At 63.0% G+C, this 21,245-nt stretch carries 21 protein-coding genes and 1 riboswitch; of the genes, 6 read left to right on the top strand and 15 right to left on the bottom strand.

Annotated elements, in window-relative coordinates:
• Both FA04_RS17265 and FA04_RS17270 read right to left on the bottom strand, forming a co-directional pair.
• Window positions 1-651 (bottom strand): thiamine diphosphokinase, encoded by a 651-nt coding sequence (locus tag FA04_RS17265; RefSeq protein ID WP_034803166.1) that lies wholly within the window; start codon window positions 649-651, stop codon window positions 1-3.
• Window positions 652-735: 84 nt separating this feature from the next.
• Window positions 736-1,221, bottom strand: a complete 486-nt coding sequence (locus FA04_RS17270) for a GNAT family N-acetyltransferase (RefSeq protein WP_034802878.1) — start codon at window positions 1,219-1,221, stop codon at window positions 736-738.
• Between the two features lie 135 nt (window positions 1,222-1,356).
• A riboswitch (TPP riboswitch) is annotated at window positions 1,357-1,475 on the top strand.
• A 51-nt stretch (window positions 1,476-1,526) separates the two neighbouring features.
• Here FA04_RS17270 and thiB point away from each other — a divergent pair.
• From thiB to FA04_RS17290, 4 genes are all read left to right on the top strand, one after another.
• On the top strand, window positions 1,527-2,555 hold the full coding sequence (thiB, locus tag FA04_RS17275) for a thiamine ABC transporter substrate binding subunit (protein ID WP_034802881.1): 1,029 nt from the start codon (window positions 1,527-1,529) through the stop codon (window positions 2,553-2,555).
• 7 nt (window positions 2,556-2,562) lie between these two features.
• The gene (thiP, locus tag FA04_RS17280) at window positions 2,563-4,188 is read left to right on the top strand and encodes a thiamine/thiamine pyrophosphate ABC transporter permease ThiP (protein WP_257785172.1); all 1,626 of its coding nucleotides are present in this window, start codon (window positions 2,563-2,565) and stop codon (window positions 4,186-4,188) included.
• Entirely contained in the window at window positions 4,185-4,904 is a 720-nt protein-coding gene (gene thiQ, locus FA04_RS17285) for a thiamine ABC transporter ATP-binding protein (protein WP_034802884.1), read from the top strand. The genes thiP and thiQ overlap by 4 nt, the downstream gene beginning before the upstream one ends.
• A 300-nt stretch (window positions 4,905-5,204) precedes the next feature.
• Window positions 5,205-6,716: a M48 family metalloprotease gene (locus FA04_RS17290; RefSeq protein ID WP_034802887.1), complete on the top strand. Its 1,512-nt coding sequence runs from the start codon at window positions 5,205-5,207 to the stop codon at window positions 6,714-6,716.
• A 218-nt stretch (window positions 6,717-6,934) separates the two neighbouring features.
• Here the strand turns inward: FA04_RS17290 and FA04_RS17295 are convergent, their stop codons facing one another.
• From FA04_RS17295 to FA04_RS17330, 8 genes are all read right to left on the bottom strand, one after another.
• A complete protein-coding gene (locus FA04_RS17295; RefSeq protein WP_034802890.1) occupies window positions 6,935-7,801 on the bottom strand; it encodes an RNA polymerase factor sigma-32 in 867 nt (288 codons plus the stop codon).
• A 310-nt stretch (window positions 7,802-8,111) separates the two neighbouring features.
• On the bottom strand, window positions 8,112-8,681 hold the full coding sequence (locus FA04_RS17300) for a CarD family transcriptional regulator (RefSeq protein ID WP_034802893.1): 570 nt from the start codon (window positions 8,679-8,681) through the stop codon (window positions 8,112-8,114).
• 411 nt (window positions 8,682-9,092) lie between these two features.
• Window positions 9,093-9,431: a ferredoxin FdxA gene (gene fdxA, locus FA04_RS17305; protein ID WP_034802896.1), complete on the bottom strand. Its 339-nt coding sequence runs from the start codon at window positions 9,429-9,431 to the stop codon at window positions 9,093-9,095.
• Window positions 9,432-9,701: 270 nt separating this feature from the next.
• Window positions 9,702-10,115, bottom strand: a complete 414-nt coding sequence (locus tag FA04_RS17310; protein WP_034802899.1) for an RNA-binding S4 domain-containing protein — start codon at window positions 10,113-10,115, stop codon at window positions 9,702-9,704.
• A gap of 8 nt (window positions 10,116-10,123) precedes the next feature.
• Complete coding sequence (locus FA04_RS17315) at window positions 10,124-13,189, bottom strand: helicase-related protein (protein WP_034803172.1); 3,066 nt, start codon at window positions 13,187-13,189, stop codon at window positions 10,124-10,126.
• Window positions 13,190-13,843: 654 nt separating this feature from the next.
• Window positions 13,844-14,569 carry a beta-ketoacyl-ACP reductase gene (phbB, locus tag FA04_RS17320; protein ID WP_034802902.1) on the bottom strand — a complete coding sequence of 242 codons (726 nt, stop codon included), beginning with the start codon at window positions 14,567-14,569 and terminating at the stop codon, window positions 13,844-13,846.
• 17 nt (window positions 14,570-14,586) lie between these two features.
• The gene (locus FA04_RS17325; RefSeq protein ID WP_034802905.1) at window positions 14,587-14,946 is read right to left on the bottom strand and encodes a hypothetical protein; all 360 of its coding nucleotides are present in this window, start codon (window positions 14,944-14,946) and stop codon (window positions 14,587-14,589) included.
• 13 nt (window positions 14,947-14,959) lie between these two features.
• Window positions 14,960-16,141, bottom strand: coding sequence for an acetyl-CoA C-acetyltransferase (locus FA04_RS17330; RefSeq protein ID WP_034802919.1), 1,182 nt, complete (start codon window positions 16,139-16,141; stop codon window positions 14,960-14,962).
• A 223-nt stretch (window positions 16,142-16,364) separates the two neighbouring features.
• Between FA04_RS17330 and phaR the strand changes: the two genes are divergently transcribed.
• Entirely contained in the window at window positions 16,365-16,943 is a 579-nt protein-coding gene (gene phaR, locus FA04_RS17335; RefSeq protein WP_034802922.1) for a polyhydroxyalkanoate synthesis repressor PhaR, read from the top strand.
• Window positions 16,944-17,037: 94 nt separating this feature from the next.
• Here phaR and FA04_RS17340 read toward each other — a convergent pair whose 3' ends face one another.
• From FA04_RS17340 to mtgA, 5 genes are all read right to left on the bottom strand, one after another.
• The gene (locus FA04_RS17340) at window positions 17,038-17,439 is read right to left on the bottom strand and encodes a membrane protein (RefSeq protein ID WP_034802925.1); all 402 of its coding nucleotides are present in this window, start codon (window positions 17,437-17,439) and stop codon (window positions 17,038-17,040) included.
• 157 nt (window positions 17,440-17,596) lie between these two features.
• Complete coding sequence (gene rpmF, locus FA04_RS17345; protein WP_034802928.1) at window positions 17,597-17,782, bottom strand: 50S ribosomal protein L32; 186 nt, start codon at window positions 17,780-17,782, stop codon at window positions 17,597-17,599.
• Between the two features lie 145 nt (window positions 17,783-17,927).
• Window positions 17,928-18,575 (bottom strand): glutathione S-transferase family protein, encoded by a 648-nt coding sequence (locus FA04_RS17350; RefSeq protein WP_034802931.1) that lies wholly within the window; start codon window positions 18,573-18,575, stop codon window positions 17,928-17,930.
• Window positions 18,572-19,306, bottom strand: a complete 735-nt coding sequence (locus tag FA04_RS17355; protein WP_034802934.1) for a DUF1868 domain-containing protein — start codon at window positions 19,304-19,306, stop codon at window positions 18,572-18,574. The genes FA04_RS17350 and FA04_RS17355 overlap by 4 nt, the downstream gene beginning before the upstream one ends.
• 102 nt (window positions 19,307-19,408) lie before the next feature.
• Window positions 19,409-20,182: a monofunctional biosynthetic peptidoglycan transglycosylase gene (mtgA, locus tag FA04_RS17360; RefSeq protein ID WP_034802937.1), complete on the bottom strand. Its 774-nt coding sequence runs from the start codon at window positions 20,180-20,182 to the stop codon at window positions 19,409-19,411.
• A gap of 145 nt (window positions 20,183-20,327) precedes the next feature.
• On the opposite strand from mtgA, the gene FA04_RS17365 reads away from it, so the two are divergent.
• Window positions 20,328-21,242 carry a polyprenyl synthetase family protein gene (locus FA04_RS17365; RefSeq protein ID WP_034802940.1) on the top strand — a complete coding sequence of 305 codons (915 nt, stop codon included), beginning with the start codon at window positions 20,328-20,330 and terminating at the stop codon, window positions 21,240-21,242.
• Window positions 21,243-21,245 lie beyond the last annotated feature (3 nt).

The raw sequence follows: 21,245 nt of genomic DNA on the forward strand, positions 1-21,245 counted from the left end.
TCAGGCTCCGGAAAGATCATAGGGGCGGGCGAGAACAATGGCGCGACCGCTCTGGAGAGTGAAGCGAAGGGGACCCTCCGCAACGTTGGAAACGGTTCGGGACGAGCCGAACGGCAAGGTGAAATCGTCGAGCGGATAGCGCGCATTGACGATCGAAAGACCGGTAAGCTCGGTCAACCCGAGCACCGAGAAGAGGCAGCCCTTCGGCAAATCAAGGTCGAGCGAGCCGGCCAGCAGCGGATAGGCCTCTTCCTCGCCCGAGGTCATCAACACGGAAAGGCCACGCTCGGCAAGGGCAACAGCATGCAGCAGGTGCATGAAGGCGTGATCACTGCGGGTGCCGCCGAGTGCGCCGGCGAAAATCAGGCGGTCGGCTCCACGCGACAGCGCCGCCTCGACCGCGATCTCCCCGTCCGTCGCGGCCTTCGCCGCCGGATAGGGCTCGCGCGGGACGGAGGCGTAGTCCGCAAGAAGGGCTTCCTCGGTCGAGTCGAAATCACCGACCCAGACATCCGGCACGATGCCGAGCAATCGGGCATGGCGCATGCCGCCGTCAGCCGCAATGAAGCGACTTGCGGCCAGCTGGTGAGCCAGCCGGTCGGTCAGCGAAAGGGCGCCGCCAAGCAGAATGGTGAAGGTCGATCGAGACATGGCAAAGCCCATAGCGCAAAGGACCGCCGAAGGAAAACGAAGAAAACCGTCGAACGAGCGGTTCTCGATATTTTGGTCAGACCATCAATGCCCCTCGGGCACCGGATCGGGGAAAAGCATGCCGGCATAAATGCCGGGGGTCGAATCCGGAATTTCGACGGCGCCGGCCACCCGCTCGTAGAACTTCGCCGGCCCGACGCCGCCGATAATCGCGTAGCCATAGCCGGCCTCGCGCATCGCCGTGAGGCTTGCAAGCAGAAGCGCCTCACCGATCCCCTGCCCGCGCATGCTTTCGTCGACGCCGGTCGGACCGAAGAAGCCGAGTGCCGTTACGTCGTGGCAGGAAAAGCCGACGATCTTTCCGTCATGGACAGCGACGTGCATGCGCGTAGGGGTGGAGGAAAAGGCGGCTTCCGCCTCGCCCGCCCATCCGGCACCGAAAGTCCTTTCGATCCAGGAAACAACCAGGCGGCGCTCCGGCGCCATGGCGCGGCGAATGCTGATGCCAAGGCCAAGCTTCGACTGAGGTTCAGCCGGCAGGGCATAAAGTCGAACAAGCATATCGGGCATGACATTTCCTCCTCGCTGCCGTTGTGTAGCGCAGTTGGCGGCATACGCAAACACGAGCCATTGTGCTGGCCAAGCGTCCCCTTGCTTCGCCGTAAACATCGCTTGCCATGGGACCGAGGCAGCGGTAAATCTCTTGCCGCTCTAACGGGGTGCCTCCCGACCGCATTGCGGCCGGAGGCTGAGAGGCGTCAAAACGCCAACCCGCGGAACCTGATCCGGCTCATACCGGCGGAGGGATTAGACGCGATCGGATCGATACGCCCTTTTCCCATGCAACAACGAACTTTGGGAGAGAGGTCCTCGCCATGTCCAATTCATCGCAACTTAAATTCTTTAGCCGGCTAGCCCTTGCGACGGCCGCGAGCCTTGTTTTCTCCGGCGCCGCGACCGCCGCCGACAAGACGCTGACGGTGTACACCTATGAGAGCTTCATCACCGAATGGGGCCCGGGCGCCAAGGTCGCAGAAGCCTTCGAGAAGACCTGCGAATGCAAGGTCAACTATGTCGGCGTGGCCGACGGCGTCGAGTTGCTCACCCGCCTGAAGCTCGAAGGCGAGGCTTCCAAGGCCGACATCGTGCTTGGCCTCGACACCAACCTCGTTGCGGAAGCCAAAGCAACGGGCTTCTTCGTGCCGCACGGCGTCGAGGCAACCGGCGTCACCGTTCCCGGCAACTTCTCGGACGACACGTTCCTGCCCTATGACTACGGCCACTTCGCCGTCGTCTACGACACCGAGACGCTGAAGACGCCGCCGAAGAGCCTGAAGGAGCTGGTGGAAGGCGATCCGTCGCAGAAGATCGTCATCGAGGATCCGCGTACGTCGACGCCGGGCCTCGGCCTCCTGCTCTGGGTCAAGGCCGTCTATGGCGATGAGGCGGGTGCCGCCTGGACGAAGCTGAAGGACCGCGTTCTGACCGTCACCCCCGGCTGGTCGGAAGCCTATGGCCTCTTCACCAAGGGCGAGGCGCCGATGGTGCTGTCCTACACCACGTCGCCGGCCTACCACATGGTCGCGGAAAACACCGAGCGCTACCAGGCCGCTGCCTTCTCCGAAGGGCACTACATCCAGATCGAAGTCGCCGGCATGACCAAGAACGCCAAGGAGCCGGAACTGGCAAAGCAGTTCCTCGCCTTCATGACCGGTCCGGACTTCCAGTCGATCATCCCGACGACGAACTGGATGATGCCGGTCGCAGCGACCAAGGAGCCGCTGCCGGACGCCTTCAATAAGCTGGTCAAGCCGGAAAACACCTTCCTCCTGCCCTCGGAGGAAGTCGCCAAGAACCGCAAGGCCTGGATCGACGAATGGCTTGCCGCCATGAGCAAGAACTGAGGCCGGATTGTTCGCACTGCGCGAAAATCGCATGACAGTGGTCGCCGGGGCAGCCTGCCTCGGCGTCTTCGTCCTTTTCGTCGGTCTTGCGATCGTCGCCTTGCTGAGCCTGACGGGCGGCGCAAGCGACGATGCGCTGTTTGACGCCTACATCTGGCGCGTCACCCGCTTCACGCTGCTGCAGGCGACCCTCTCGACGTTGCTGTCGGTGCTCTTTGCCATCCCCGTCGCCCGGGCGCTGGCGCGACGGCCGCAGTTCCCCGGCCGCATCTGGCTGCTGCGCTTGATGGCGCTGCCACTCGGACTGCCGGTTCTGGTTGGCGCACTCGGGCTGATCGAGATCTGGGGGCGGCAGGGTTTCCTCAATTCCGGCCTGCGCTGGCTCGGCCTCGCGCAGCCCGTCAGCATTTACGGCCTGTTCGGCATCCTGCTTGCCCACGTCTTCTTCAACATGCCGCTTGCGGCGCGCCTGTTCCTGGCCGGGCTCGAACGCATCCCCGCCGAATACTGGCGCAGCGCCGCCAATCTCGGCATGCCGTCACGGGCACTCTTTCGCTTCATCGAATGGCCCGTCCTGCGCGGCCTCCTGCCGGGTGCCGCCGGCCTCGTCTTCATGCTCTGCGCCACCAGCTTCACCCTCGTGCTGACGCTCGGCGGCGGGCCTGCGGCCAGCACAATCGAAGTGGCGATCTACCAGGCGCTGCGTTTCGATTTCGATCCGCCGCGCGCGATCGCGCTGTCAGCCCTGCAGATCGCCATGACCGGCCTGCTGCTGCTCCTGCTTCGTCATCTGGCGACCGAGCCGGAAGAGGGCATGACCGGTGGCCGCACCGTGCGCCGTTTCGATGGCGCGTCAAGGATCGCGCGCCTGAGTGATGGCACCTGGATCACGCTTGCCTTTCTGTTTCTCGGCGCGCCGCTGGTCGCGGTTCTCATCTCCGGACTCGAAGCCGATCTGCTGAAGCTCGCCCGCGATCCGGCGGTGCACCGGGCGCTGCTGACGAGTGCGGCAATCGCGCTCGCCTCGGCACTCGCCTCCGTCACCATGGCAGCCGTGATGATCCGGGCGGCGGCAACCGCCACCGCGCCGCGTCACGCGACGTCGCTCTCCCACGGCTTTGCCGGTGCCATCGGTGCCAGCACCTCGCTGATCCTCTTGGTGCCGCCGGTGGTGCTGGGCGCCGGATGGTTCCTGCTTTTGCGTCCCTTCGGTGACGTCGCGCGCTTTGCACCCGCCATCGTCGTTGCGATCAACGCGCTGATGGCGCTGCCCTTCGTCCACCGCACCCTCGCGCCGGCAATGGCGACCCATGCGGCACGGTCCGAACGGCTGACGGCAAGCCTTGGCATTCGTGGTTTTGATCGTCTGCGATGGATCGACTTTCCGGCGCTGCGCAAGCCGCTATTGATGGCCCTTTCCTTCGCCATGGCGCTGTCGCTTGGCGACCTCGGCGCCGTCGCCCTCTTCGGCAGCCAAGACATGGTGACGCTGCCGTGGCTGCTCTATAGCCGTATGGGGAGCTACCGCACCGCCGACGCCGCCGGTCTCGCCCTTTTCCTCGGGCTTCTCTGCCTGATATTCACCATCCTCGGCACGGCCAATGACAGCCGGCCGGAAGGACGCAAAGCATGATCGATCCCGTTCCCGCGATAGAGTTGCGCGATGTCGAGGTCCGTTTCGAAACGGCCAAGCTCACCTTCGATTGCACCATCGCCAAGGGGGGCATCGTCGCCGTCGCCGGTGCCTCGGGTTCCGGCAAATCGACGCTGCTCCACCTCATTGCCGGGTTCGAGGATCCCGATCGCGGCGAGGTGCGCATTCTCGGCGAGAACGTTGCCGATCGGGCGCCGTCGGAACGGCCGGTCTCGATGATCTTCCAGGACAACAACCTCTTCGCCCATCTCGACGTCGCGACCAACATCGGCCTCGGCATCGACCCGGCGCTTCGGTTGAGCGCAACCGACCGCGAGAAGATTGAAGACGCGCTTCGCCGCGTCGGGCTCGAAGGCTTCGGGAAAAGGCTGCCGCCGACGCTTTCAGGCGGCGAGCGCCAGCGCGTCGCCCTCGCCCGCGCGCTTGTGCGAAAGCGCCCCCTGCTACTGCTCGACGAGCCCTTCGCAGCGCTTGATCCCGGCATGCGCGCCAGCATGCGCTCGCTCCTGCGGCAACTGCACGCGGAGGAAGGCAACACGATCCTGGTGATCACGCACCATCCCGAAGACGTGAAGGCCCTGGCCGACGGCGTGCTTTTTCTCGACCAGGGGCGTATCATCGCAAACGACAGCCTCGACCGCTTCCTGGCGCGGCGGGACAATGCGGCGATCGACCGCTTTCTCGGCAATACTTGAAGGACGGATCGGATTCTCCACGCCCTTGGCCGATTGCCACAATTTGACCGCGGCGCCATGCGACGCGCGAAATATCCGGCAAGGCGCGAATATTCCCGCATCCGTTGCCGTGATACCACGGGGCAACTATTTCTACCGAGACAAACTAGGCAGGTGGCGCTGAAATCAGATACAGCAAGACCAGGACTGAGAGGTCGCGGCAGAGCAACGCTGCCGGGCTGAAAAAGTAGGACTTTCAACGCTGTCGTTCCACTTGTCCGCAGGATGCGGGCGGAGCGATGGATGGGAACGGGCTGAGGCATGGAGAGGCATACAGTCACACACGACCGGTTCCCGCCGAAGGGCGGACGGCTGCGTGGACGCGCCGTGGTTGCATTGCTTGCGACCACGCTCCTTTCCGCATGCCAATCCGTGATCGAGCAGACCTACCAGCCGACCGTTTCGCCCTCCTCCAATCCGCAGATCGTCGAGGAAGTTCAGAAGAACGATCCGCGGGCGCAGCTGGGCGCGCGCGAACATCCGCGCATCGTCGCAAGCTACGGCGGCGAGTACAAGGACGCCAAGACTGAGCGCCTGGTCGCGCGCATCACCGGCGCGCTGACGGCGGTCTCCGAGAATCCGCAGCAGTCCTACCGCATCACCATCCTGAACTCGCCGGCGATCAACGCCTTCGCGCTGCCCGGTGGTTATCTCTATGTCACCCGCGGCCTGCTGGCGCTTGCCAACGATGCCTCCGAGGTCGCAGCCGTGCTGTCGCACGAGATGGCGCACGTCACCGCCAACCACGGCATCGAGCGTCAGCAGCGCGAGGAAGCCGAAGTGATCGCCAGCCGCGTGGTCTCCGAAGTCCTCTCCTCCGATATCGCCGGCAAGCAGGCGCTCGCGCGCGGCAAGCTCCGGCTCGCGGCCTTCTCGCGCAACCAGGAACTTCAGGCCGACGTGATCGGCGTGCGCATGCTCGGCGAAGCCGGCTACGACCCCTATGCAGCGGCGCGCTTCCTCGATTCGATGGCCGCCTATAGCCGCTTCACGGCGGTCGATCCGGAATCCGACCAGAGCCTCGACTTCCTGTCGAGCCACCCGAACGCGCCGCAGCGTGTCGATCTCGCGCGTCGGCACGCCCGCGCCTTCGGTCCGGAAGGCACCAGCGGCGACCGCGGTCGCGACTATTATCTCGCCGGCATCGACGGCCTGCTCTATGGCGACAGCCCGCAGGAGGGCTACGTGCGCGGCCAGACCTTCCTGCACGGCCAACTCGGCATCCGCTTCGACGTGCCCGCCGGGTTCCAGATCGACAACAAGGCCGAAGCGGTTCTGGCGACCGGCGCCGGCGACATCGCCGTGCGCTTCGATGGCGTCGCCGACACGGGCGGTCGGAGCCTGACAGACTATATCGCCAGCGGTTGGGTTACCGGCCTGAAGCCCGACACGATCCGGCAGATCAGCGTCAACGGCCTGGAAGCCGCAACCGCGCGCGCCTCCGCCGACCGCTGGGATTTCGACGTGACGGTCATCCGCATCGACACGCGGATCTACCGCTTCCTGACCGCTGTGCCCAAGGGGTCGAGTGCACTCGAGCCGACCGCAAACCAGTTGCGTAGCACGTTCCGCCGCATGACGGCCGCTGAGACGCAGTCGCTGAAGCCGCTGCGGATCCGGGTGGTGACGGTCCGGCCCGGCGACACGATCACCACGTTGTCGGCCCGCATGATGGGAACCGATCGTAAGCTCGACCTCTTCCGGGTGATCAATGCGATGCAGGTCAGCTCGACGGTGAAGCCGGGCGACAGGGTGAAGATCGTTTCCGAATAGGATTGAGACAGGCGCAGCTGAAGCACGTTCGGTTGCGAGCGTGAATTGCCTGCCATCTGCTAGGCAAGCACGTCGCGAGGCGCCTGAACGGTCACGAACGAAAGCACGCTGCGCCAATCGTCATCGCCAAATTGACAGCGGACAGTGCCGCTTCCCGGCGCAATGCGGGGTTCCGGCGAATAGTACGGGCATGGCGGCAGACGGTCGACGTCAGGCGGTCAATGAATGCCTGCGGTCAGCGCCGGCGCTCGCGTCGCCAAGGCCGCCCGGAGCTTCTCCAGCGCCCGAGTTTCGATCTGCCGCACACGTTCCTTGGATATGCCGAGATCGATGCCGAGCTCTTCGAGCGTCGCTCCTTCTTCCGTCAGCCGCCGGGCGCGGATGATGCGCATTTCGCGCTCCGTCAGCGCGCACAGCGCGTCGCGCAGCCACACACGAGCCCGTTCGCCGTCGATCATCTCGCTCACCTGCTCGTCCGGCAGCGGCGCGTCGCTGGCGAGGAAATCCAGCCGTTCACCGCCATCGGAATCACTGCCGCCGACCGGCGCCTGCAGCGAGGTGTCGCTGCCAGAGAGACGTGCATCCATCGTCTGCACGTCGGCGATGCTGACGCCGAGGGCAGCCGCAATCTCCTCATGCATAGCCTGCGATGTAAGCTGCCTGTCGCCCTGGGCAAGCCGGGCGCGAAGACGCCGAAGGTTGAAGAACAGGGCCTTCTGCGCCGAACTGGTGCCACCGCGGACGATCGACCAGTTGCGCAGGACATAGTCCTGCATCGACGCCCGGATCCACCAGGTGGCATAGGTGGAGAAGCGGACCTCGCGGCTCGGCTCGAAACGGGCCGCCGCCTCCAGGAGACCGATATGGCCCTCCTGGACGAGATCGCCCATGGGCAGGCCGAAATTGCGAAACTTCGCGGCCATCGAGATCACCAGACGCATATGCGACATGGCGATCTTGTTGCGGGCTTCCTGATCGTTGTCGTTTCGCCAGGCTTGCGCCAGCTTGTGCTCCTCGTCGCGCTCGAGATAGGGCGCCTCCATTGCGATCTTGATCATCCGCCGGTCTGCAGTGAGAGTCTTCATCGATCACTCCGTGACTGGCGCCGGGCGCCATTGCGTGTGAAGTCCAAAAGGCCGGACGGATGCAGTGTCCGGCAGCAGGGGGCGTCTCGCGCCGCGATGTCGAAACTTGAAGAAACGACGCGGCGCCCTAACTTCGAAGTCACGAACCTGAACGGTGACGGGATCACAGAAGCAAGATCGCCCGGCGCGAAAGCGGCGCGCTTCTGCCGGCCTTTATAAATGCGCCCGGACGGCAAAAGTTCCATGCGATCAAAGAAAAAGCCCGGCGCGATGGCCGGGCTTTTTGGTAGTCTCAGTGCAGTCAGACAGCTTATGCAGCTTCGTCCTGAGCGTCGTCTTCGTCGATCGCCTTGCCGCGCTTCGGACCCTTGCTGAGGTTGGCCTCGACGAGGCGAACAGCTTCGGTTTCCGACATCTTGTTGACGGCAGCGATTTCGCGCGCCATGCGGTCGAGGGCAGCTTCGTAGAGCTGGCGTTCGGAATAGGACTGTTCCGGCTGGTTTTCGGCGCGGTAGAGATCGCGCACGACTTCCGCGATGGAAATCAGGTCGCCGGAATTGATCTTGGCATCGTATTCCTGGGCGCGGCGCGACCACATGGTGCGCTTCACGCGAGCCTTGCCCTGCACAACCTTCAACGCGCGGTCGACGAAATCGGTTTCGGAGAGCTTGCGCATGCCGATGCTGACGGCCTTGGCCACTGGCACTTTCAGGCGCATCTTGTCCTTCTCGAAATCGATGACAAAAAGCTCAAGCTTCATGCCGGCGACTTCCTGCTCTTCGATCGCCACGATCTGGCCAACGCCGTGGGCCGGATAGACGATCGATTCACCGGTCTTGAAGCCCTGGCGTGTCGAAGATTTTTTCTGCTGGGTCGTCATTCGTTTCAAAAACTCCCTGTTTCGCGCCGGCCATTCTGGCCGGGGCCGGGTCAGTGAGGCCCGGGATAGACGGGGATACCGCCGGGTGGGTACATCCTGGTCCGTCCAAGGAATGCAAACAGCCTCATAAAATGCGGTCACAACAGAGCAACGCCATGTTGCGTACTAGGGAGAAACCGCGTTTTGGAGATCGTTTGCTTTCGTGATGGTTTTCGGGCGCGCAAAAACACCCTCTGTGGATCAGTAGAAGGAACCTATCACAAAAAAGTGCCGAAATCAATAATTTGCTGCATGGCAGCCATCAAGCCACCATTCTCGCAACTGCGAGCGCGGCTCGTGTTTTCCCCAGCTTTGCGCCCCGGCGGCAGCTTTGCTTCGTCAGCCTCGACGAACGGCGGCGACCGCTTCGTCTCAGTCGCCCTGGCCCGGCTCGGTCGAGAAGAACTTCTCGTACTTGCCTTCGACGCCGTCCATCTCCTTCGCTTCCGGCATCGGATCGCGCTTGACGGTGATGTTCGGCCACTTCGAAGCGAAATCCGCGTTCAGTTTCAGCCACATATCAAGACCCGGCTCGGTATCCGGCTTGATCGCCTCGGCAGGACATTCCGGCTCGCAAACGCCACAATCGATGCACTCGTCGGGATGAATGACGAGGAAATTCTCACCCTCGTAGAAGCAGTCCACGGGGCAGACTTCGACACAGTCCGTATACTTGCAGCGAATGCAATTGTCGGTCACGACATACGTCATGAGGTACTCCAGCCAATGCTCACGTTTGATGGCAGACGGCAATCAATGGTGATGCTCGTCGTCCGCGCATGCTAGGAATGTCCGGCGCGCATAGCTGCCGAAGCAAACCCGATGCACCCAACGTGGGTCTGTCAGGTAAAGGCTTTATGGACCCTTTGCAAGAATATTCAATGCGCGAAACGCCACGGCAAAGGCAGAGTTTTCTAAAGGCTGTCGCGCAAAAGCGCGTCGTGTTTTACAGCCAGCGGCGGGCAGGGTTGGCGGCGCCCATCAGTCCTCGCGCGGATCGAAATCGGGCTTTAGCCGATCGGTTTCCCGCCGCTCCTTCTTCGTCGGCCGGCCCGCTCCGCGCTCGCGCGTGGCAAGCTCGTAGGCCGACAACTTCTCCTTCGGCTGCTCTGGCGTCAGATCGTCGTAAAGCAGACGCGCTTCCTCATAGGGACCTCGCCGCTCACCCGGGCCCACGACCCGAACGATCAGACTGCGCCGGTCGAGCGCAAGTTCGAGCATATCACCCGTCTTCAATTGAAACGACGACTGCGTCACGCGCTCGTCGTTGACGGCGACACGGCCACCCTCGATCGCCTTTTGCGCAAGCGATCGGGATTTGATCAGCCGCGTGAAAAACAGCCACTTGTCGAGACGCTGGCGCGATGCCGGGTTGGACGCAGGCTGTTTTTCCATGGTCTACCTTACTTCTTCATCTGCTCCTTGAGAGCAGCAAGCTTGGCGAAGGGCGAATCCGGATCCACCGGCTTTTCGCGACGCGGCGGACGCGCCTCGAATTTGCCCTGACCCGGCTTGCCGCCGCGGTCGTGACGATCATGACGCTCGCCGCGATCCTGACGCGGGCCGCCTTCCGGCTTGCCACCGTCATGGCGCTTGCCACGCGCCTGCTGACCACCCTTGCGCCCGCCTTCACGTCCTTCGCCCTGGCCCTGGCCCTGGCCACGCCCGTGGCGCTGACCGCCGCGACGCTGGTCGCCCTCGTGGCGGCCACCGCCCTGGCGCTGGTTGTCCTGACGGGTGCCAGGACGCCAGAGCAGAACGGGCTTGGCTTCGACCGGCTCGCCGGTCTCCGTCACTTGGGTCTCGGTCACCTGAGCCTCAGCAGGCTGGGCCCCGTCGGCAGCGACGGCAACGTCAGCTTCGGCCTTTTCGGCCTCGGCAGCAGGTGCCTCGACGACTGCAGTCTCGGCTTCTGCCGCACTGTCGCCGGCATCGGCGTCATCAACCGCAGCGACCGGTTCGGAAGCGGCGGCAGCAGCCGCAGCACCACCATCCTGACCCATGAGGAAGGCCTGGGCCTCCTCGGCCTTGACGCTGTCTGCGCGGTAGCCGAGGCCCTTCAGGATCTCTTCCATGTCGTCGGGCGTTGCACCGAGGATCGAGAGCATGGAGGTGGTCGCTGTAAAGCGGCGACCGTCATAGGCGCCTTCCGGACGCGGCTGCGTGCCCGGCTTCCACTGAAGGAGCGGTCGAATAAGGTCAGCGAGGCGCTCGAGGATATCGATGCGCACCGCGCGCTTTCCGAGGAAGCGGAAACCGGCGAGCTTGTAGAAGGTCCGCTCGAAAGACGGATCGGTAACGACAGACGTACGGCCGGCGGCGAGCATCGGGATGAGGTCGCCATAGCCGGGCTTGTCGAGGCCGTCGTTCTTCAACGCCCAGAGGAGCGTGATAAGTTCGGCCGGCGCCGGCTTCAGGAGCGCCGGCAGGAAGATGTGGTAGGCGCCGAAGCGAACGCCGTACTTGCGGATCGAAGCGCGACCGTCCTGGTCGAGCGACTTGACGTCGTCTGCGACATCGCGGCGGAACAGTACGCCGAGGTTTTCGACGAGCTGGAAGGCGAGGCCCTTGGCGAGACCTTCGAGATCTTCAGCGCGCGAAATATCGTCGAGCGGCTTCAAGACCGTTCCGATGTGATGGTTCACGAAACGCTCGATGCGCGCCAGAACGTGCTCGCGGGCGTTCGCCTGCAGCTGATCGTCGGCCAGCAGGATGACGCGCGGGCGCATGACGTGGTCGCTTGCCGTCAGACGGGCGACGGGATCGCCGAGCCAGCGCACAAGACCATCCGACGAAAGCGCCAGGTCGTTGTTGCCGGAAGCATGCAGCCGCGCGGCGCGTGCCTCAAACTCGAGCGCCAGCGCCTTCTGGGCAGCACCCTGCACAGCCTTGGCATCCGGGCCATCGCCGCCGGTCGCCAGCGTAAACCGGAAACCGGTTAGTTGTCCTACGTGATGACCTTCAACGAAGACATCACCATTCACACTGATTTCAGCTTCCAGCATAGCATTCTCTCTCAGGCGCTTCATGAGCACAGATGTCCTGCGATCAACAAAGCGTTTCGTCAACCGTTCATGTAGTGCGTCGGATAATCGATCTTCAATTTCCCGCGTCTTTTCTTGCCAGTGTGTCGGATCGGCCAGCCATCCTGGCCGGTTCGACACATAAGTCCATGTCCTGATCTGCGCGATTCGCGCCGAAAGTGTGTCGATCTCACCGTCCGTATGATCGGCCCGCCTGACCTGCTCGGCCATGAAATCTTCGTTTACGGTACCGCGGCGGACAAGATCCGCGTAGATCGTCGAGATCAAGTCGGCATGTTGAGCCGGTGTAATGCGCCGATAGTCCGGCAGCGCGCAGGCTTCCCACAGTTTTTCCACCCGCTCGGCATTGGTCGTGATGTCGACGACCTCAGGGTAGCGGGCCAAATGCTCGAACGCCTGCTGGTCTACCGCAGGTAGCGCCCGGGCAAGGCCGGGAACCGTCGGCGCGGCCTCAAGACTCTTCTTCAGAGCGGCAATCGAAGCGTAGTCGAACGCCTTCGAGCGCCACTGTAGTACCTTCACCGGATCGAACTCATGCGCCTCGATACGGTGGACCAGCTCGTTGTCGAAGGGATCGACGCGGCCGGTCACACCGAACGTACCGTCACGCAAGTGCCGGCCGGCGCGGCCGGCGATCTGCGCGAGTTCGGCCGGGTTGAGATTGCGGAACTGATAGCCGTCGAACTTGCGGTCCTGCGCGAAGGCGACATGGTCGACGTCGAGATTGAGGCCCATGCCGATCGCGTCGGTCGCGACCAGATATTCGACGTCACCTTCCTGGTAGAGCGCCACCTGCGCATTGCGCGTGCGCGGCGACAGCGCGCCGAGCACGACGGCGGCACCGCCGCGCTGGCGGCGGATCAGCTCGGCGATCGCATAGACCTCGTCGGCAGAGAAGGCGACGATTGCCGTGCGGTGCGGCAGGCGGGTGATCTTCTTCGAACCCGCATAGAGCAATTGCGACATGCGCGGCCGCTCGACGACGGTGATGCCGGGCAGCAACTGCTCGAGGATCGGCCGCATCGTTCCGGCACCGAGCAGCAGCGTCTCGCCGCGACCCCGCAGGTGCAGGATCCGGTCGGTGAAGATATGGCCGCGCTCGAGATCTCCGGCAAGCTGCACTTCATCGATCGCGACGAAGGACGCCGTCGTCTCGCGCGGCATGGCCTCGACGGTGCAGACCGAATAGCGCGCGCGATGCGGGGTGATCTTTTCCTCGCCGGTGATCAGCGCGACATTGTGGTGGCCGACCCTTTCGACCAGGCGCGTATAGACCTCGCGCGCGAGAAGCCGCAGCGGCAGGCCGATGACGCCGCTGTCGTGCGCAATCATGCGCTCGATCGCGTAGTGCGTCTTGCCGGTATTGGTAGGCCCGAGCACCGCGGTGACACCGCGGCCGCTCAGGATCATGGGGTGAACGGACACGTCATCGATCCCGGGCATTCAGAAATTACGGCAGCGTCTTTTCACGCTGGCGGCAAACACATGCCCACGCACCGAGCCAAACGCAAGGGGCGCCGACAACTAAAACCTATCGCTTGGCATCTCTTAGCCCATTGCACCACCTGTTGTGGTCGGCGCAATCGACAATTGGAACAGCCGTGGAACGAATCGGCGACGAATCGACGACTCATTGTGATTCACTGTATGTTCACGACTACATATAGATTTCAACGCCGAACGTTGCACCACATGCTGAATCTGGAGCTGATTCCGCGCATCAGGCCCTTTGGCGCGCAACAATCCCGGCTCTGCCATTGCCTGACAGGTCCAAGGATTCCGAATCCAAGACTCTGGAAAGCCTGGAAAATTTTTCACGAAATTCGTCAGGGATTCACCCAAGTGAGAGAATGAGAATCGCAGTTTAGAGTCGCGACCAGTGCGGGAACATTCGGCAGCGACTCGCAGACCGCGCGTCATTCCACCTTTGTTCTCCACAAGATATAGTGTCTACGCCCCACTCCGGCAACGGAACTGCCAGCGCAACTTCAGGATTTCGAGCAGGATTTTCAGCGCTGCCGCCGCATGGAAACGGCGCCTCGAAAGGCGCCGTCCGGTAATGTTCGGCTTGTCTGATGCTCAGACGAAAAACTGTCCGCCGTTCGCCGAAATCGTCGAGCCGGTGATGAAGCCGGCATCGTCGGAGGCGAGGAACACCACGCAGCGGGCGATTTCTTCCGGTTCGCCGAGGCGGCCGACCGGGATCTGCGGGATGATGCGCTCGTTGAGCACCTTCTCCGGCACCGCCCGCACCATCTCCGTGCCGATATAGCCGGGGCAGATCGCGTTCACGGTAATGCCCTTGGCAGCCCCTTCCTGGGCGAGCGCCTTGGTGAAGCCGAGATCGCCGGCCTTGGCCGCCGAATAGTTGGCCTGACCCATCTGGCCCTTCTGGCCGTTGATCGACGAGATGTTGATGACGCGACCGAAGCCACGGTCGCGCATGGCCGACCAGAGCGGATGCGTCATGTTGAAGAGACCGGTGAGGTTGGTGCCGATCACCTCACCCCATTGCTCCGGCGTCATCTTGTGAAACATGGCATCTCGGGTGATGCCGGCATTGTTGACGAGCACATCGACCGGACCGAGATCGGCCTCGACCTTGGCGATGCCCTCGGCACAGGCCTGATAGTTGGAAACGTCCCATTTGTAGACCGGGATGCCGGTTTCCTGCTTGAAGGCCTGAGCCTTCTCGTCATTGCCGGCATAGTTGGCAGCCACCTTGTAGCCGGCATTCTTGAGTGCGATGGAAATTGCCGCACCAATGCCGCGCGACCCACCCGTGACCAATGCTACCCTGCTCATATGCGCCTCCCACTTGATCAGTTCAGTTTTTCGAATGCCTTCTGCATCAGCTTTTCGCCGACCTGTTGCCCGTAGAGCCCGGCGGCCGCTTGAAACTGCGGCGTAGCCAGCGCGGACAGAGCCACCTCGCACTTCTCCAGCGCGAGACCCATCATCACCGCGGAGAGCTGCTCCAGCGACACCTTCAATGCGCCGCCGTCATCGTTCAAGGCCGCGACCATCACGTCCTTGAAAACGCTCTCCTCGTCGGAAGTCGTATGTTCCAGCATGCACTCTACCAGCCGCGCCTCGTTAAGAGGCGCGGGATTGGCATGTGCAGAAACGATCGGCGAACCGGCCAGAAGCAGGGAAAATGGAACCCACCTGGCGCTGTTCATGCCGCCAGACCGATCAGAACCGCTCGACGCACATGGCGACGCCCATGCCGCCGCCGATGCAGAGGGTTGCAAGCCCCTTGGAAACGCCGCGGCGCTTCATTTCGAAAAGCAGCGTGTTGAGCACGCGGGCGCCGGAAGCGCCGATCGGGTGACCGATGGCGATCGCGCCGCCATTGACGTTGACGATCGACGGATCCCAGCCGAGGTCTTTGTTGACCGCGCAGGCCTGGGCAGCGAAGGCTTCGTTGGCTTCCACCAGTTCGACATCGCCGATCGCCCAGCCGGCCCTTGCCAACGCCTTGCGCGACGCCGGGATCGGGCCGGTGCCCATGACCTGCGGATCGACGCCGGCGGTTGCCCAGGAAACGATACGGGCGAGCGGCTGGATGCCGCGCTTGGAGGCCTGTGCCTCGGTCATCAGCAGGGTGGCTGCGGCGCCGTCATTGAGGCCGGAAGCGTTGCCGGCGGTGACCGTGCCTTCCTTGTCGAAGGCGGGGCGCAGCTTCGTCATCTGGTCGAGCGTTGCGCCATGGCGGATATATTCGTCCTGGTCGACGGTGACGTCGCCCTTGCGACCCTTGACGATGAAGGGAATGATCTCGTCGGCAAAGCGCCCGGCCTTCTGGGCCGCTTCGGCCTTGTTTTGCGAGGCGAGTGCGAACGCATCCTGCTCCTCGCGGCTGAGTTGCCACTGGCGAGCGACGTTCTCGGCGGTGATGCCCATGTGATAACCGTAGAAGGCGTCGGTCAGGCCGTCCTTGATCATCGTGTCGATCATCTTGAAGTCGCCCATCTTCACGCCGCCGCGAAGATGCGAGCAATGCGGCGCCATCGACATGGACTCCATGCCGCCGGCGACGATGATCTCAGCATCACCGGTTGCAATCTGCTGCATGCCGAGCGCGACGGCGCGCAGGCCCGAGCCGCAGAGCTGGTTCATGCCCCAGGCGGTCTTTTCCTGAGGAACGCCCGCCTTCATCGCCGCCTGGCGCGCCGGGTTCTGGCCTTCGCCGGCCTGCAGCACCTGGCCGAGGATCACCTCGTCGACCTCGGCAGCCTCGACGCCTGCCCGCTCGAGCACGCCCTTGATGACGGCAGCGCCAAGTTCGTGCGCCGGCGTATTGCCAAAGGCACCGTTGAAGGAACCGACCGCGGTGCGGCCGGCGCTGGCGATCACGATGGAGGGATTGCTCATGGGACGTTTCCTCAGATCTTCTTGCCTAATGCAGGCAGACTGGCAAAGCGCGCGACGCAAGTCAAACGCCTTGATGCAGTGCCACAAAAGCGTCACCTAAAACGCAACCGCAAGATTTTGCACTTGCGTCGCCGCAACGCACAAAGACATTGTCAGCGGCGCGCTTTTGCGGATACTCTGAAAAACGCAATAAAGACGGGATGATGGGGGAGAGGAGACCCTGATGGCGAAGCACGAAGGCCAGATCGTTATCAAAAAATATGCGAACCGGCGGCTCTACAACACCGGGACCAGCACCTATGTCACGCTCGACGACCTGGCTGTGATGGTGAAGAAGGGTGAGGACTTCATCGTTCAGGATGCAAAATCCGGCGAGGACATCACCCATTCCGTGCTGACGCAGATCATCTTCGAGCAGGAGTCCAAGACCGGCAACACGCTGCTGCCGATCTCCTTCCTGCGCCAGCTGATCTCGTTCTACGGCGACCAGATGCAGATGGTGGTGCCGAGCTATCTCGAACACTCGATGCAGGCTTTCACCGAGCAGCAGTCGCAGATGCGCGAGCAGATCAACAAGGCCTTCGGCGACACGCCGCTCGGCAAAAACCTGCAGGTTCCGCTGCAACTTGTCGAAGAGCAGGTGCGTCGCAACACCGAGATGTTCCATCAGGCCATGCAGATGTTTTCACCCTTCATCACCGCGCCGCCCGTGAAGGAAACGAAGAAGGCCGAAGCCAAGGATATCGACGAGCTGAAGGAGCAGCTTCGCGCGCTCCAGACCAAGCTCGACAATCTCGGCTAAGCAGGACCACCAGGCAGGAAAACGGTTCCTGCCTTCACCTCACCTGAACAGAGATCGCGGAAATCGGGGCGGCGTCGCCCCGAACCGTCTGGACCTAGAGGCCGATCGACACGTCCCGGCCGGCCGAGCGCATCGACACGGCAAAGCCGGCGATAACATCGATGAAGCTGATGGTCATCAGGATGAAGAAGAGCTGCGTTGCCGCCGGTGCGAGCAGCAGAAATTCGATCAAAAAGACGATGAACAGGATCATCGAGAGCAGATGATCCATCAGTGCGCGGCTGCTCGTGCGCGTCGCTTTCAGCAATTCGACGAAGAGCAGCAGCAGGGCGCCGACGATCAGAAGGTCGCCGAAGCGCATCGTCCAGGTCGCGCCTGATAGCATGGAGAGCGACACCATGTCGGCGTTCAGGCCGGCGAGGCCGCCGAACATTCCGATCATCGCGAGATTGTAGATTGCAAAAGGCAGGATCAGCAGCGGTATGGCAGCAAGCATCAGAACTCCTTGACCGCGTTTATGGTGGACCATGTTTATGCGGCGTCGTCACGCAAGGCGCCAGCGATACCACGGCGTCCAAGCAAGATCATGTCAGATGCAAAACAAAAGGGCCGGCAGAGCCAGCCCTTTGAACCTAATCCGCGAACGGAAACGCTTATGCGCTTTCCTTCGGGGTCAGAACCTGACGGCCACGGTACATGCCGGTCTTCAGGTCGATGTGGTGCGGGCGACGCAGTTCGCCGGAGTTCTTGTCTTCGACGTAGGTCGGGGTCTTCAGAGCGTCAGCCGAACGGCGCATGCCACGCTTGGACGGGCTCGTTTTTCTTTTAGGTACAGCCATTTCATTCTCCACTTATCGGGCAAACACTGTTCAGCAGCCGAAATGGCCGTGTAAAACAGATGTTAATCACGGAAATTTGGCGCGCTTATACATGGACAACTGCCGTTTGACCAGTCCCCACGGGCAATTTTTCGACTCGACCTTTTCAGACCTCGTCTTCGGCGACGACCCACGGCTCTGCGCGGGCGGCCTCCTCCCATTTCAGGAACGCCGGATGTGCCTTCACGCGGTTCATGTAGCCGAGCGTTTCTCGATCCGCAACGAGATCGTAGACGTCGAAGCGGTTAACCACAGGCGCGTACATCGCATCGGCCGCGCTGAAGGACCCGAAGAGGAACGGGCCACCGGAACGCGCAAGCGCCTCCGTCCAGATCTGCTCGATACGTGCCACGTCCGCGCGGACGTCCGCGCCAACGTCCAGCGCCTGCTTTGGCCGACGGATGTTCATCGGGCAGGCACCACGCAGAGCGCGAAAACCGGACAGCATCTCCATCGAATAGCTGCGCGCCCGGGCGCGCGCCTGAGGGTCGGCCGGCCACAGCCCGGCGTCGGGAAAGAGTTCGGCGACATATTCGATGATCGCCAGCGATTCCCAGATAAGCAGGTCCCCGTGGCGCAGCAGCGGCACCTTTCCGGTCGGCGAGATCGCCCGGATCTCCGGATTGCCGGCGGCGAAATCGAACGGAATGACCACGTCCGAGAAATCGATGCCGACTGCCGTCATCGCGATCCATGGCCGCATCGACCAGGACGAATAGTTCTTGTTGCCGACATAGAGTGTAAGTCCGGTCATTTCTGTTCCTTGATTGCTGGTCTCTCCGAGAAAACGATCAGTTCCTCGAAATGGTTCATGTCCTCGAACGAGCAGAAGGCCGGCGGATCGAGCGCGATCACCGGCGCCTGCTCGCGCAGAAAAGCGAGCTGCTCGTCCAGCATCGCCTGCCAGCGCGGCAGCGCCGCATCGTCGAGCCAGTCGACGGGGTAGGCATAGGTGATGTGGAATTGGTAGTCGTCATGATCCGGATGTCGATAGCCGAAGGCTTCCGCGAAAGCGTCGCGCCAGGCCTTGAGACAGGCGCGGTCGGCGGCACCGTCGCCTTCGAGTGCAAGGCCCGTCGGCGTGATCCCGGTCACGCGGGCGCGGAACTGCTCCAGCGGCGCAAAATGCGCAAGCCGTTCGCGGTAGTACGCCGTCATCACCTCGATCGGCGTATCGAGCGGCATGCCAGCCGGCCAGTAAGGGAGCTTCCGGCGGTGTTCGATGATGCCCTGGAAGATCGTCATGTGCAGGCTGGACGGTTGGGTAAAGGCGAACTGCCGCGCCTCGGGCATCGCCATCAACCGGTCGCGCACCGCAAGCACGGCGGCCTCGGACGGCGATCCGGCGGCAACGTGAGACACGACCGTGTTGCCCGGTTCCAGCAGGAAGAGGCCTTGGGTGTTGTAGCGCGTGCCGAGATGTCTCGGCGGGGCATCGTTGGCGCTGCGGCCAAGGGCGAGAAGCGAGGGGGAAATCAGGGTCATGGAGCAATCGGGCCTTTCGAAGGGAGAGAGGCCCAGATGGCAGAACTCTACAACGCGAGCATGACATCGCCCGACGAGCCCATCCAATGAAAAGGTCTGATCCTAATTATAAAGGCAGGTGATGTAACCGCCGGAGCGGCTGGCGCGGCGCTCGATCAGGTTCGCCAGACGCTTGAGACCGCGGCCTGGTTTTCCGGCGTTGCGCTCCTTCGGATTGGGCAGCGACACCGCAAGCAGCGCCGCCTGCCGGCGCGAGAGCTTCGACGCTGAAACCCCGAAATGATGGCGGGCGGCCGCCTCGATACCATAGATCCCGTCGCCCCATTCGGCGATATTCAGATAGATCTCCATCATCCGCCGCTTGCTCCACACGAAGTCGGCGACGACCGCCAGCGGCAGTTCCATGCCCTTGCGCAGGAAGGAACGACCGTTCCAGAGATAGAGGTTCTTGACCGTCTGCATCGGAATGGTGCTCGCGCCGCGGGTGGATTCCCCTTCGAGCGCATCCTCGACCACGCCCCGCATCTGGCCCCAGTCGACGCCGTCATGGGCGCAAAACTGCCCGTCCTCCGACATCATCACCGACTGCACGAGAACCGGGGCGATATCATCGAACTCGACCCATTGCCGATCGTAGCCGCGCAGCAGCACGAGATCGCGCAGCATGAGCGTCGAGACGGGATGGATGAACTCCACCAGGTAGAGAACGATCAGCGCGTAGGGAAGGACGAGAAAGCCCAGGACAGCCAGGACGATCTGGCGGCGACGCGTGCGCAACGTCCGGCGAAGCGAAGACCAGCGACTGGAAGGCAATTCGCCCTCCTCGCGCGCTTCCGGAACGACGTTCGCGGCCTGACTGTTCACCTCGCTGTCCATCCGCTTCTCTTAGTGCATGCGCAGGCAGAGTTGAACGGGCTTTCTGGCAAAAGGCAAGGCGCGGAGAAGGCTGTCCCAGGGAAAGCGCGCGGCTGCGACACGAATCCCCGTTGAAAGCCCTCTTCGCCCATGTCAAAGAGCGCGCATGAGCCAGGACACATCGCCTTTTACCCGTCGCCTCGCCACCAATGCCCGCACCGTCGAGGGTCTGCTGGAACGTCTGCTCGGCCAGACGACGGAAGCCGACGAAATCGCCCGGCCGGCAAACCTGCTCGCGGCCATGCGCCACGGCGTGCTGAACGGGGGCAAGCGTCTGCGCCCCTTCCTGGTGATCGAATGCGCCGATCTGCTCGGCGGCAATCGCGATGCGGCCTTGCGCGTCGGCGCGGCACTCGAATGCGTGCATTGCTATTCGCTGGTCCATGACGACCTGCCGGCGATGGACGACGACGACATGCGCCGCGGCCAGCCGACCGTGCACAGGGCCTTCGATGAGGCGACGGCGATTCTTGCCGGCGACAGCCTGCTGACCTTTGCCTTCGATATCATCGCAGCACCCGAGACAGCGCTTTCGGATGCGCAGAAGGTGGAACTGATCCTGGCGCTCGGACGCGCCGCCGGCCACGGCGGCATGGCCGGCGGACAAGCGCTCGACCTGGCCGCGGAAAAGTCGCCACCGGACGAGGCCGGGATCGTCACGCTGCAGGCGATGAAGACAGGTGCCCTGATCCGCTTTGCCTGCGAGGCTGGCGCCATCGTCGCCGGCGCCGCGAAGGAGGACCGCGCGCGGCTTCGCGCCTTCGGCGAAAAGATCGGCCTTGCCTTCCAGCTTGCCGACGACCTGCTCGACCTTACCGCGGATGCTGAGACCATGGGCAAGGCAACCGGCAAGGACGCCGCCCGTGGCAAGGGCACGCTGGTCGCGCTCAACGGCCAGACCTGGGCGGAAGACCGGCTGGAGCAACTGGTCGCCGAAGCAGAAGCGCTGCTTGCGCCCTATGGAGTGCGCTCGGCCATTCTCGTCGAAGCCGCCCGTTTCATCGCCAATCGCAGGAGCTAGATC

The sequence above is a fragment of the Ensifer adhaerens genome, assembly GCF_000697965.2.
In the GTDB taxonomy this organism is placed as follows: Bacteria; Pseudomonadota; Alphaproteobacteria; order Rhizobiales; family Rhizobiaceae; genus Ensifer; species Ensifer adhaerens.

What these genes read in the sequence shown, in the direction of transcription:
- FA04_RS17330 (WP_034802919.1), bottom strand. Translation starts at nt 16,141, where the DNA reads ATGAGCAATCCCTCCATCGTGATCGCCAGCGCCGGCCGCACCGCGGTC.
- FA04_RS17290 (WP_034802887.1), top strand. Translation starts at nt 5,205, where the DNA reads ATGGAGAGGCATACAGTCACACACGACCGGTTCCCGCCGAAGGGCGGA.
- fdxA (WP_034802896.1), bottom strand. Translation starts at nt 9,431, where the DNA reads ATGACGTATGTCGTGACCGACAATTGCATTCGCTGCAAGTATACGGAC.
- rpmF (WP_034802928.1), bottom strand. Translation starts at nt 17,782, where the DNA reads ATGGCTGTACCTAAAAGAAAAACGAGCCCGTCCAAGCGTGGCATGCGC.
- FA04_RS17350 (WP_034802931.1), bottom strand. Translation starts at nt 18,575, where the DNA reads ATGACCGGACTTACACTCTATGTCGGCAACAAGAACTATTCGTCCTGG.
- FA04_RS17310 (WP_034802899.1), bottom strand. Translation starts at nt 10,115, where the DNA reads ATGGAAAAACAGCCTGCGTCCAACCCGGCATCGCGCCAGCGTCTCGAC.
- FA04_RS17355 (WP_034802934.1), bottom strand. Translation starts at nt 19,306, where the DNA reads ATGACCCTGATTTCCCCCTCGCTTCTCGCCCTTGGCCGCAGCGCCAAC.
- phbB (WP_034802902.1), bottom strand. Translation starts at nt 14,569, where the DNA reads ATGAGCAGGGTAGCATTGGTCACGGGTGGGTCGCGCGGCATTGGTGCG.
- FA04_RS17300 (WP_034802893.1), bottom strand. Translation starts at nt 8,681, where the DNA reads ATGACGACCCAGCAGAAAAAATCTTCGACACGCCAGGGCTTCAAGACC.
- FA04_RS17295 (WP_034802890.1), bottom strand. Translation starts at nt 7,801, where the DNA reads ATGAAGACTCTCACTGCAGACCGGCGGATGATCAAGATCGCAATGGAG.
- FA04_RS17265 (WP_034803166.1), bottom strand. Translation starts at nt 651, where the DNA reads ATGTCTCGATCGACCTTCACCATTCTGCTTGGCGGCGCCCTTTCGCTG.
- thiB (WP_034802881.1), top strand. Translation starts at nt 1,527, where the DNA reads ATGTCCAATTCATCGCAACTTAAATTCTTTAGCCGGCTAGCCCTTGCG.
- FA04_RS17340 (WP_034802925.1), bottom strand. Translation starts at nt 17,439, where the DNA reads ATGCTTGCTGCCATACCGCTGCTGATCCTGCCTTTTGCAATCTACAAT.
- mtgA (WP_034802937.1), bottom strand. Translation starts at nt 20,182, where the DNA reads ATGGACAGCGAGGTGAACAGTCAGGCCGCGAACGTCGTTCCGGAAGCG.
- FA04_RS17325 (WP_034802905.1), bottom strand. Translation starts at nt 14,946, where the DNA reads ATGAACAGCGCCAGGTGGGTTCCATTTTCCCTGCTTCTGGCCGGTTCG.
- thiQ (WP_034802884.1), top strand. Translation starts at nt 4,185, where the DNA reads ATGATCGATCCCGTTCCCGCGATAGAGTTGCGCGATGTCGAGGTCCGT.
- phaR (WP_034802922.1), top strand. Translation starts at nt 16,365, where the DNA reads ATGGCGAAGCACGAAGGCCAGATCGTTATCAAAAAATATGCGAACCGG.
- FA04_RS17365 (WP_034802940.1), top strand. Translation starts at nt 20,328, where the DNA reads ATGAGCCAGGACACATCGCCTTTTACCCGTCGCCTCGCCACCAATGCC.
- FA04_RS17270 (WP_034802878.1), bottom strand. Translation starts at nt 1,221, where the DNA reads ATGCCCGATATGCTTGTTCGACTTTATGCCCTGCCGGCTGAACCTCAG.